This is a genomic window from Lewinella sp. LCG006 (assembly GCF_040784935.1).
In the GTDB taxonomy this organism is placed as follows: domain Bacteria; phylum Bacteroidota; class Bacteroidia; order Chitinophagales; family Saprospiraceae; genus Lewinella.
In genome coordinates, this window is the sequence record NZ_CP160680.1 from 1422115 (window position 1) to 1434809 (window position 12695).

General features: G+C 48.8%; 6 protein-coding genes. 2 read left to right on the forward strand and 4 right to left on the reverse strand.

The features are described 5' to 3' along the window. The first annotated feature begins 141 nt into the window (after positions 1-141). Positions 142-5064, forward strand: coding sequence for a gliding motility-associated C-terminal domain-containing protein (locus AB0L18_RS05015; protein WP_367391483.1), 4923 nt, complete (start codon positions 142-144; stop codon positions 5062-5064). An 89-nt stretch (positions 5065-5153) separates the two neighbouring features. Here the strand turns inward: AB0L18_RS05015 and AB0L18_RS05020 are convergent, their stop codons facing one another. The 3 genes from AB0L18_RS05020 to AB0L18_RS05030 form a co-directional block, all read right to left on the reverse strand. Beyond that, entirely contained in the window at positions 5154-5357 is a 204-nt protein-coding gene (locus tag AB0L18_RS05020) for a hypothetical protein (RefSeq protein ID WP_367391484.1), read from the reverse strand. Between the two features lie 119 nt (positions 5358-5476). Beyond that, positions 5477-6865, reverse strand: coding sequence for a Gfo/Idh/MocA family protein (locus tag AB0L18_RS05025; RefSeq protein ID WP_367391485.1), 1389 nt, complete (start codon positions 6863-6865; stop codon positions 5477-5479). Between the two features lie 446 nt (positions 6866-7311). Further along, a complete protein-coding gene (locus AB0L18_RS05030; protein WP_367391486.1) occupies positions 7312-10155 on the reverse strand; it encodes a M4 family metallopeptidase in 2844 nt (947 codons plus the stop codon). Positions 10156-10586: 431 nt separating this feature from the next. Here AB0L18_RS05030 and AB0L18_RS05035 point away from each other — a divergent pair, with 431 nt between their 5' ends. Continuing rightward, positions 10587-11789, forward strand: coding sequence for an alanine racemase (locus AB0L18_RS05035; RefSeq protein ID WP_367391487.1), 1203 nt, complete (start codon positions 10587-10589; stop codon positions 11787-11789). A 63-nt stretch (positions 11790-11852) separates the two neighbouring features. Here AB0L18_RS05035 and AB0L18_RS05040 read toward each other — a convergent pair whose 3' ends face one another. Next, positions 11853-12668: an alpha/beta fold hydrolase gene (locus tag AB0L18_RS05040; RefSeq protein WP_367391488.1), complete on the reverse strand. Its 816-nt coding sequence runs from the start codon at positions 12666-12668 to the stop codon at positions 11853-11855. Between the last annotated feature and the right edge of the window lie 27 nt (positions 12669-12695).

Below are 12695 nucleotides of genomic sequence, written 5' to 3' on the forward strand. Positions count from 1 at the left end.
GATCAATGGATGAAACAGACCACGAAGTAGACGCAAAAGGGTAACCAACAATTAGGAATCAATTGCCAACCTCCGTTAAAAAAGAAAAATGTATTTTTAGGCACAGCAATAATTTCGCGAATCTCTCTATATTAAATTACGATGATTACACGCTACTCCAAACACCTACTGCTGCTGCTATTTAGCTGCTGTTTTTTCCTCCCTTCTTTCTCTCAGAATGTAAACTTCAATTCTCAGGCGGATGTAAATGCTTTTAGTAGTGCTACTACCACCATCAATGGAAATTTAACCATAGAAACAACACTCGGTTCTTCTGACCCTATTTCGGATTTGTCTAATCTTTTGAATTTGACTTCGGTTACGGGAGATTTAATCATAGCCAACAACGATGCCCTAACCAATCTGGATGAACTGGTGAACCTCTCTGCTATTGGGGGAGGTTTTCAAATATTCTCCAACGCTGCTTTAACCAATCTAGATGGACTAGTTAACATCTCTGCTATTGAGGGATATCTAGATATAAGAGACAACGATGCCTTAACCAATCTGGACGGACTCGCTAACCTCTCTTCTGTTGGGGAAAATTTTAAAATATACGGCAACGCTACCTTAACAAACCTGGACGGACTCGCTAACATCTCTTCTATTGGGGGGGATCTAGGCATATATGGCAACGATGTCTTAACCAATCTGGACGGACTAGCGAACCTCTCTGTTATTGGGGGATATTTAAGCATAGCCTACAACGATGCCTTAACCAACCTGGACGGACTTGCGAATCTCTCTGCTATTGGGGGATATTTAAGCATAACCTACAACGCTGCCATAACCAATCTGAATGGACTAGCTAACATCTCTTCTATTGTGGGATATTTAAGCATATTCGACAACGATGCCTTAACCAATCTGGACGGACTCGCTAACATCTCTGCTATTGGAGGAGGTTTTCAAATAACCCTCAACGATGCCTTAACCAATCTGGATGGACTCGCTAACCTCTCTGTTATTGGGGGATATTTAAGCATAGCCTACAACGATGCTTTAACCAATCTGGATGGACTCGCTAGCATCTCTGCTATTGGGGGGAATATAGACATAACCAACAACGATGCCTTAACCAATCTGGATGGATTCGCTAACATCTCTGCTATTGGGGGGAATATAGACATAATCAACAACGATGCCTTAACCAATCTGGATGGATTCGCTAACATCTCTGCTATTGGGGGGAATATAGACATAACCAACAACGATGCCTTAACCAATCTGGATGGATTCGCTAACATCTCTGCTATTGGGGGAGATTTAGGGATATTTTCTAACGATGCCTTAACCAACTGCTGTGCCATACAAATGCTACTCTCTACTCCAAATGCAATCGGAGGAACTATTAATATTACAAATAACCCATCAGAATGCAGCTCCGCCGAGGAGATAATAGCAGCGAGCTGCACTACTATTGAGGTAGCGATAAACGTTCCTTGTATAGGAGCAAATAACGGCTCCATTCAAGTGCAAATTACGGGAGGTGCAGCTCCTTTTACCTACAATTGGGAAGAAACAGAAGATGGCCAAACAGGAAACGGGATAAGTAACGCCCCCAATTTCATCATCGAAAACCTTGGTGCAAGCACTTATAGCCTTACCGTCACCGATGCGGCAGGAACGGAATTCATTCAAGAGAACATTCTTTTGACCCCCATACCCGGTTCTATCTTTGAAATCATTGAACTCACCACGACGAATAGCTCTAATGGTACTAGCAACGGCGCCATTTATTTGAGCGTCGCGGGCGGAATGCCTCCTTATGGCCTGACTTGGTCGGGGTCTGGTAATGGTACGCAAACAGATCTTGTGGAACTCCCATTTACCATCCCTACGCTTTACACAGGGGAGTATGAAATAACGGTATCGGATGCTATTGGTAATCAGCAAACAATCAGCATTACTTTATTAGATGAAACCGTGCCTGTTTTCCCCTGCACCCAACCGCTTGATATCGTCATCCTCAATGACGTATCGGGCTCTGTGGATGCGGTAGAATACGAGGAATCCAAGCAGTTCTTTGTAGATTTTCTCAATGCGGCCAATATCGGTACGGCTCCTGATGAAAGCCGTGCCGCTATTATCGAGTGGTCCGGTACAAACCAACAGTCTATCCAAGTTCCAATGACTAGTGAAGTCTCTGTATTACAGAACTATATTAATTTTGATCGTTCATTTGATAGTGGTACAAATCCTCTTGCCGCGCTTGGTTTTGGAGAAAATTACCTGGCCAGTGTTGCACGTCCAGATGCAGAGCGGGTTTTGATATTATCTACCGATGGAAGCGGAGGGCAAATAAGTCCCTCTTTAGTGGCCTTGGCTGACCAATACAAAGCTGCTGGCTATCATATTATCACCATTGCTTTTGATGATGCTTTTGCCAGCAACTATACCCGCGACCTTCTTCGCCAAGTCGCATCTATTGATTTGCTAGCACCAGGCGCACCAGCTTACTCCCTGTTAGATCAGAACCTCGCGGAAAACATTGTCAATCTCTACTTGTGTCCAATTGATCCAGGTAGCTCGGCTACGGTATACTTCGACCGGGATGGTGCCATTGACATCGTCGCTATCGAAGCCAATGGGGGCTGCCCTACGCCCGATAATATAACCGTGACGTTCACCATCGAAGCTTTGCAGGAATTGTCCATCCCGCCGGGTACGCCCCTTACTTTTTATTACAATAACCCTGCGCTGTTTGGCGCGACCCCCATTTTGAGCTGGATCGTTCCTTGCGCTATTCCTGCTGGCACCAGCGAAACCTATTCCGTTACCCTGCCCGTAACGGGTGCTGCGAATATTTTTGCGATCCTAAATGACGATAATAGTCAGGGGCCTCCGATCAGCTTTCCAATTACCGATCTGGACGAACTCGCCTGGTCTAACAATAGCAGTAACGCCCCTATCTGCACGGAGCCCTTGCCTACGCTACAGGCCCTAAAATACACGCTTACCCCCACACCTATTTGTAACAACACGGTTATTTACACGGTGGATGTATGCAACATCACCGATCTCGATGCCACGGGAGTTATCGTTACGGATGATGCACCAGACGGTTTTGTGCTGCTCCATACCGTGGTAAACAACAATGGCTGCGCTACGGACAACAACAGTGCTTTTGACATTCCTGGCGGCTGTTGCGTATCGATTACCTACACTTACGATGCCACCAATGCTGTCAATGGAAACTACAACAATCAGGACGTAAACCTATCCGGTGCGATCAACCAGGTATTCCTCGATTTTGATGGTGCCACAACGGCACAGGAGGATGTACTCATTGATGGTACCATTGACTGTCCATCTACCGTAATCACCTTCACCAAAGAAGTGAATGTCACCGATATTTGCGAAGATGCTTTTGTCGTCTATACCTTCACCATTGATAATCAATTGAATGTCCCACTTCAGGGGCTGTACCTGAGCGATATTTTGCCTGACCCGGTAGAATGGGTGTTTCAACCCTACAATCTTAGTGGCCTGAGTATCAGTAACTCCACGTTTGCAGAAGGCAATGCAACTTTCATTATTGATGAAGTAGATGCCAACACGGTAGCCCGTTTTTCAATGGACGCTGCCTTAGGCGACTGGGTAGCCGATGGTGTACTGAACAATGTAGCAACTTTAGACAATGTACCCGATTTAGAAAACGGAGGTATACAGACTTTAACCTCCAATACGGTAACGACCAACATTTCGGCAGCACCGGAAATTGAAGTAAGTCAAACCTTCAACTGTAGTGATAACACCGTAAATTTATCCGCAGTATTGAATGGCCAAACGAGTACAGCCTGGTCTTGGGTTGGAACGGGTGACGGCACCTTTGATGATAACACAACAGCTTCTACCATTTACACCCTGGGAGATGAAGACATCAACAATGGCGGGACCGTTTTATCCGTCGCAGGAAATTCTACTTGTGGTGAAACAAACCAAACCGTACAAGTGATACTGGACACTACAGCGGTGGTTCCGGTCACCCTGGAAACCTGCCAGGGGCAGCCGATTGATTATGCCGGAACGACTTTGGCAGCAGGAGATATACAAGAATTCACTTTCCTTAATAGCATCGGTTGCGACTCCATCGTCTCTGTAACCGTCATTGCATTGCCAACAAGTACCGAAGCTTTAACGCTCGAAACTTGCCAGGGGCAGACCATTGAATATGCAGGCGTGACTTTGGGTGTGGGTGATCTACAGGATTTTACTTTTACCAATAGCAGCGGGTGCGACTCCATCGTATCCGTAACCGTAATCGAATTACCAACAAGTACCGAAGCTTTAACGCTCGAAACTTGCCAGGGACAGACCATTGAATATGCAGGCGTGACTTTGGGTGTGGGCGATATCCAAGACTTTACTTTTACCAATAGTCTCGGGTGCGACTCCATCGTCTCCGTTAGCGTAATTGGCAGCTTGTCGTCTACGGAGGAATTGTTCTTAAATACCTGTGAGGGAAAAACAGTGGCGTACAACGGTGTGGCCTTATCTGCCGGAGATACCCGGGAATTCATCTTCCAACAAAGTAATGGCTGCGATTCCATCGTATCCGTAACGGTAACCGGGTGGCCAAGTACCAGGGAAGAATTAGTTTTTGAAACTTGCCCAGGGCAGACCATCGCCTACAACGGGATCAACCTCTCCATTGGGGAGCAACGAACTTTTACTTTTGCAAACAGCTATGGCTGTGACTCGCTCATCACCGTTGTGGTGAACAGTAAAGAGCTCACTGAAACAGCATTTGTCCCAAATATTTTCAGCCCCAACAATGATGGCATCAATGATTGCTTTGAGGTTTACACCAAAGCTGGTGTAGTTGCCCAAAATTATAAAATGCAGATCTTTGACCGCTGGGGAGGTCTCGTCTTTAGTTCTACCGATCCCAACATCTGCTGGGATGGCGATGTGAGAGGCAAGCCCGCCGCTATGGGCGTTTATGTTTGGATGTTAGAAATGGAAACACAAGCTTGCGCAGAACTGGAAGTACTAAAAGGGGATGTTACTTTGATGCGGTGATAAGGGAGGTAGGAGCATAGGAGCGAAGGCAAGAAAAGAAGCCCGCAGAGCCGAGAAAATAGCGGCATCATTTTTTCACACCACGGGTGCTAATGCATAATTTCATCGACTATACTATCATCTACATCTTCCCAAGAACCACTTAGGAATTCCAACAGTGCATGTTTATCATCTTTGGGATGCTTGAATGACCTATTTACATTTTCAGAAAGTCGAGCCAACAACTCAAGCTTGGCCTCCAAGTCAAGAAGGTCAAACATCCTTATATACTTATTCAATACTATTTCACTCATTTCTCATGCTTTATTTCCCAAGCTCCTACTGAAAACAAAGATATAACTCATTAGGTTTCATGTCAATATCCCTATGTACTTACTAGTCTAGAGGACCATCAACTCGCTGTAACTCCCCCCTACCCCACAATCCCCAAAGGCACCGTCTCCTTCCAGTTACCACGCGTGAAATCCGGGAACGCCTGCGGCATGCCATCTTGCGCTACCGATAGCTCGCTCAGTGGCGCCACCGCACTCCAGAAACAGCCTTCGTAGACATTCTGGTCCAGCGGCAATCCTTTTTGCAGGCACTCTACGATGCGGTACATCATCATGCCGTCCATGCCGCCGTGGCCGCTGTCTTTGGTGGCTTGGTTGAGGCGCTTGTACAGCGGGTGATCGTATTTTTCGTACAGCATTTCCAACTGCTCGCCTTGTGCCCAGCGGTGGTGGTTGTCGGTCAGGCCTTCCACACCACCCTCCAGGGCTACCCTCGTAGGGAATCCGGCCAAGGTGCCTTTCGTTCCCTGAATCAGGTTGTGGCGCGAGTAGGGCCGCGGACTCGTTTCATCCCACTGCACCATCACGGTGCGGCCCAGCTCGGTCTTGATGATAGTGGTATTCAGGTCGCCGCCCTGGTAGTTCAGCTGGTTCCACTTGTGGTCAGCCGGGTAGTTTTTGGCGGCGTAAGCCTGCCTGCCCAAGGCCGGCGTCGAGAAGGACACCAGCCGCTTGAAGTTGTCTTCCTGCCGCGCCAGGTTCATGTACTGCGCCACTGGCCCCAGCCCGTGCGTGGGGTACAGGTTGCCGTTGCGCTTGGCGTAGTGCAGTGTCCGCCACGAGCCGGTGCCGCGTTCCTGCTCCTCCATCTGCCAGCGTAGTTCGTGGATGTAGGCCGCTTCCGCGTGCAATAACTCTCCCACTACGCCTTGGCGACACATATTCAGAAACATCAGCTCATCCCGACTGTAGTTCACGTTTTCCATCATCATGCAGTGCTTGCGCGTGCGTTCCGAGGTATCCACTATCGCCCACATCTCCTCCAAGGTAACTGCTATGGGCACCTCCACAAACGCATGCGCACCCTGGTTCATGGCCGCTATAGCCATTGGGGCGTGGTTGTTCCAATTCGTGGCAATAAACACCACATCGGGCTTCACTTCTTCCAGCATCACTCGCCAGCGTTCTTCGTCGCCGTGGTAACCGGCCACCGCTTTATGACGCTCACCAGCACCGATCTCATTGGCCACCTTCTGCCATTTCTGCACATTGTCTTCGTATAAATCACTGATGGCCACCACTTCCGTCCCTTCCAGTGAAGCAAAAAACTGAAGATGATCTCCACCACGAGCCCCCACCCCAATAAACGCCGCCCTGATCATCGGCAAAGGTTCCGCCGCATAGCCGCCCATGTATTGAGCTTCCGTAAGGCGTTCTGTTATCCTTCCCGTACTCCCCTCCAATTGGGTACCAGCCGCTATCGCCGCCGTAGAAAGGGCTATTTTTTCTAAAAATTTTCTTCTTTGCATGATGTTTGATTTTATGTTCGTTTCACTCACGGAGGTGTTCGTCCCGATTCTCGTGACTCACGGGGGTGCTCTCCCGACTAAAGGTCGGGATCGCGGGGGTATTCGTCCCGATTCTCGTGACTCATGGAGGTGCTCGTTCCTCGCGGTTATGCTCGCTGCGCTCGCGGCTTTTTTATCTATAGATAAGACCTCCCCTTTCCTCGACGGTTGGCTTAGCTAGTGGGTAAACCCCTAAGTCCTTGACGACCCAAGACTTGTCCTTTCACGCTGTGCTTTCAGAAGAAACCCGCAGCCAAAATTACGGCATCTCAACCGACTAGACTTCACTATTTTGTAGAGAATGTTGCTAATACCAACCTACAAAAAACCGCGAGCGCAGCGAGCACTTCCCGTGAGCGTTAGCGAACACAACCGTGATCCCGACCTTTCGTCGGGAGAACACTCTTCTACCCTTTCACCACCAGCTTACGCTCCTCCCCCTGCGCGGTCTTTGCCACCAGCAGATAAACACCAGCCGGTAAATTTTCAAGGTTTAAGATAAGCGTTTGTCCCGAAATCACCTGCTCAAAAGTAGTCGGCAGCATCGCCACCTTTCCATCCAGTTGATACAAGGCTACTTCTACCATCGCGGCATTCTGCGCCAACCAACGAACCTGCGCCTCTCGTTTTACCGGATTAGGATACAACTCAAACAAGGTTGTTGCGCCGCCAGTCAGGCGAAAAGTACGCAAGGCAGAAAGGCTTTCACTACCATCCACATCTATCTGCCGCAAACGGTAGTAATAGGATGGCCCCGGTACCACCGTTTTGTCTTCATACTGGTAAGTTTTCGGCGCATCACTATTGCCCGTTCCAGGCACCCAGCCTACGGCCACGAAGCCTGTATTGAGCTCACTGGATCGTTCTACCCTGAAGCCCGCATTGTTGCTTTCCTCACTCACCGTCCACTCCAGCAAAGCTGACTTTTGCTGTTCTTTTACAGTAAAGTTTTGCCATACTACGGGCAGAATAATCGTTTGGCAAACACCCACGCTCACATTATCCAGGTACCAACCATCGTTGCCATTGCAGCCATCGGTACCCAGTCGCCAACGCAGGCGTAGATCATCTCCGGGCAAGGTACCCAAGGCTATTTGCGAAGTTCCCCAACTGCCAAATACCGAGCCTCCATCCGTCCCTGTAAAGGCCGCTTTTCCTGCCAAAGGGTTGTCATTTCCAGCACTAGCCGAGCGTAGATTGGCATTGTAGGCGTTAAAAACAAAAGCGCCACTGGTCACATCCTGCCAACTGCCACCATTGATCTGGTACTGCACTATACCGCCATCCCAGGTGCTCTCCGTGGCCACGTAATGATCAAAAGTAAGGTAGAGCGTGGTCGTATAATTGGCCGGTACACTGATCAGCGGACTCTCCAGGTCAATGGTGCCGTTTTCGAGATCAGCACCACAATCCCCATTTACCGGATCAGCTCCAAACAGTCCTTGCCCAGTACGACCGTCGGGTAAGGTGTTGTTGATTTCCCAATTTCGGCTATCCCAGCTACCCGGATTCGTTGGATTCTCCGTAGCCGTCCAATCCGCAAAACCACTTTCAAAATCATCGAAGAAAAGCTGCTGAAAATTATCCATCGGACAGAGCGCAGGAGTTGTAGGATCGAGCAGGGGCACAAAGCCACAATCTGGTTCCGCACGCATGGCCACCGCGGCAATGGCATTGGTCACCGCCGCACAATCGCCCGCAGTAATCATCTCGCCCGACAGCCCTGGATTGGTCGCACTAAAACCCAGTGCAGGCAAGTTATCTCCCAGCAAATCGGCACAAGCAGCTTCCAAAGCATCCGCCAATACCGCAAAATCACTGGTCCGCGTCAGGTACACCGACTGGGCCTGCCAAAAAATATGCGCAGCCTTGGTAAAACCGATGGGTGCCACGGTGACGCTGTTGTAACTGCCACCATCCACCAGCAAAGCATAGGCATGGTTGGGGATACCGGAGTTGGTGTGTACCCCTCCTCCATCGCCACTAGAGCACCAGTAGTTAGCGGCGTCAACCGAATTAGGATCGCCATTACAGCTCGGCAGCCACATATCGCGCAGGGCACTGCCCCGGCCTTCTCCCATTTGCCAGCGAAGGCCACTAACACAACTGGTACGCAGTGTCTCTTCGCCGGCGTCAACGTCATAGTTGTTGAGCAAATCAATGGTTTCTCCCCAAATATCCGAGAAGGCTTCGTTCATGGCTCCTGGTTGCCAGGCGTAGACCAGGTTGCTGGTATATTCAGTGTAGGCATGCGCCCATTCGTGCCCGACAATATCATCGTAGCCAAAGCCGGTACAAAAATTGGTACTTGTTCCGTTCCAAGTGGCATTAGGACAGTTGACATTGGTGGCATTCACCACCGTTTTCATGGTTGCCCCACTACCGTCGTAGGAGTCAAAGCCAAAAGCGTGGGAAAACAAATAGTAGGTCTGCTCACTCACATCTACCAGCGTATTGGCTTCGGTGCCAGAGGGCGGAGGATCACCTTCCGTCCAGATGGGGCTACCATTGGTATTTCCTGAATACAATTCCCGGTTCAGTGCGCTGCAATTGGCGGCAAACCGCTCTACGGGGTTGCCTAGCAGGGCGTCAATGTACACATAGTGCCGATCGCCCGTTTCGCTATTGCCGAGCAGTATTTCATAAGCCAGATGGCTTTCCCCTTTCACGCCTTGGGCCAAGCCCCTATAGAATACCATCAAGATGGGTGCTGCTAGCTGTTCGTAAGTGGTATGCTCCTCTTTTTGTAAAAACACCTTTGCCAGGTGGCTCGCCCACGGAGCGGAAAGAATCGCCTGTGCAGGTAAATTTCGGCAAGGAACCACCACCCCGGAAATGCTTTTCAGTTGCGTAAAGCGATTGAAATGAAAGCGGAGTTCCCCATCAAACACGGGCAGGCCTCGATGCTGTTGGCGAAAAGAGAGATGCGTATTCCCCCCCAGGTCCGTTTTCGAATATTCAAAAATCAGTTCATTGGTAGGATCTTCCAATCCCCATAAACCCTTGAATTGACGTAAAAAATCTGCGGCCTTTTCTTCGGCAGTCGTTCCTGCCAAAGGCAAAAGTCCAGCAGCAGGGAATTTCACAAAGCGTACCAAACCCGTTCCAGGATGGAAAGATAAAGTAGCGCCGTATTGGTTTTGTAAAACCTCCTGCAAGGCATCTTTACGCGTATTTTGGGCATATATCGTTTGCCGTAAGGAAAAGAATAACAGAGGTAAAAAGAAAAGAATGGTTGTCGTTTTTTTCATGTCTCAAATAGTTGCTAAACCCAAGGGGGAATTATTAAAAGAAAGGTCTTAACTGGACTTTCAGCAAAAGTTCAGATTAAAGCTACGAAAAGCGTCTTAGTAGTTTGACGGAAATAAATCTATTTTCTTTTTCTGAAGATTTACCTTTTTGCGCACGTCTAGTCCAAGTATTCCAAGTCTTAGTAAATTGACGGAAATAACTGCTTCCATTTTTTCTAAGGATTCGCTAAAATTGTCACGCAAGCTCCTTTTAGTCGCTTGCTTAGAAAATTTTAGCGAATCAAAAATGGAAGCAGTTATTTTTATCCCGTCACTTAGCACAAAAAGCGAAATCAAAAGAAAATAAATTTATTTTTTCCCCGTCCCTTAAGAATATCATAAGTACCGCCAAGAACGCGTTAACTAGCGGACAATTCAATTCCTCTCCACCAATGGACAAGACCTTTTATTTTACAAGCCTGAACCAGCGTCTTCGCGCCCAGAACAGAGCCATTCCGACCCTGTTGATCGACCTGGATCGACTCGACCACAATATTGCACTTGTCCAGCAACAGCTTAAGGAGGGAGCCGATCTACGGCTGGTGGTCAAATCGCTGCCTTCGCCCGATTTACTGCATTATGTGATGGAGCGGACAGGCTGCCAAAAGTTGATGGTTTTTCACCAGCCCTTCCTGAGTGATTTGGCTCAGCACCTGAAGGACAACGTGGATATCCTCTTGGGAAAACCCATGCCCGTGCGCACGGTGCGTTACTTTTACCAACATTTTGCTAAAAATCCTGACACCCACTTTGATCCTTATCGGCAAGTGCAATGGCTCGCCGACACGCCCAAGCGTTTGCAGGAATACGCATTGCTGGCCGCTGAAACGGGAAAAAAACTACGCATCAATCTGGAAATTGACACCGGGTTACACCGGGGCGGATTTGCCACGCCTTCTGGCCTCAGAGCGGCCCTCCAAATCATCAATCAGCAGCAACATTCGTTGGTACTGAGTGGGCTGATGGGCTACGATCCGCAAGTCGTCAAACTACCTCGTTGGCTAAGCTCTCCCGCGAAAGCGCTAGCGAAAGCCAACCAAATTTACCGGGAATTTATTCAGATCATCAGGGAAGAATTCCCCGCGCTGTGGCGAGAAGACCTGACCTTCAACGGTGCAGGGAGCCCCACCTTTGGTTTGCACCAAAACAGCGATTCTCCCTTGAATGATGTGGCGATAGGTTCTGCTTTCGTTAAACCAACTACTTTTGACATCCCAACATTGGCCGATTTCCAGCCTGCTTGCTGGATCGCTACGCCCGTACTGAAAAAAATGCGAGGAACCAAGCTGCCGGGCATCGGACAACTCCCCCACTGGATGAGTGCTGCGTTCCTGTTTCTGGGCGAATCCTACTTCATCTACGGCGGCTACTGGAAGGCCGATTATTGCTACCCTCCGGATCTGCGCATCAACCCCCTATTTGGTGCCTCGACCAATCAGAGTATGCTCAATGCCTCGGGGCAGCATACGTTGGAAGTGGATGACTTTGTGTTTCTGCGCCCCTGGCAAAGTGAGTTTGTCTTCCTCCAATTTGGCCGCATCCTGACGGTACGGAATGGAGAGGTGAGTGGGGAGTGGCGGTTGTTGCGGCAGTGAGTCATTAAAACACCAGCTCAATCAATTCAGCCCCAATCGTATGATCGCACTGGTACGATCAGCCTAAGAACCCATCAAAAACCGCAGCACCGCTTCTGAAAAATCAGCTTGTTTATAAGTATTGTTATGGTCTCCTTGCACGATCACCAACTGGCTATTGGGCAAATATTGTTGCAACTCCTCAGGAGAGCCGTTGTCCTGGTCCTCGTCGCCACAGATGATAAGGGTCTCCACCTGGATATTTCTGAGTTCTTCCGGCGAAGTGACCGGCTGGTAATCCTGAAGCAACCCCAGTACTTTGATGTCGGCGTTGATGGATCTCGCATAATTGACCGCACCTTCCGTCATGGGTGTCAGGGCAGCTCTCCCGCTAAAAGCATCCGCAAAGGCAATTCGCCTATCCCAATCAGGGTTAGTAAAATCAAACCCCATGCCGCCTATTACTGCTTTTGAAATCCGCGTTTCTTGCGTGAGTAATTTTGCTAAAACGATTGCACCTCGGGAATAACCAATGGCAATATATTTTTTCAAGCGAAGATGATCCGCCAAGGCGATGAGGTCCTTTATTTCTGCATTGTCTTTATAAGCTTCGCTCTCTTGTGGTCGGTCAGAAAGTCCGTTCCCCCTCAAGTCGGGTACAATAACCCGGTAACCAGCTGCTAGTAATTGCTCCTTCAAAACAGTTTTATTCCACGAGCTTCCGTTGGAAATAAATCCGTGGATCAGGATGACTGGTACTCCTTTCCCTTCGTCGGTAAATGCGATCTTGGTCTTATCAAACGACAAAAAGGAAGGCGCTGAGTTAGCTACTTTGGACGTATGGCACTGCATCAGTCCAAGTAAGAAAAACGTGTAGAGGATCAATTTACTTAAAGGCATGCTTTTTTGTTTTTAATGATTTTGAGT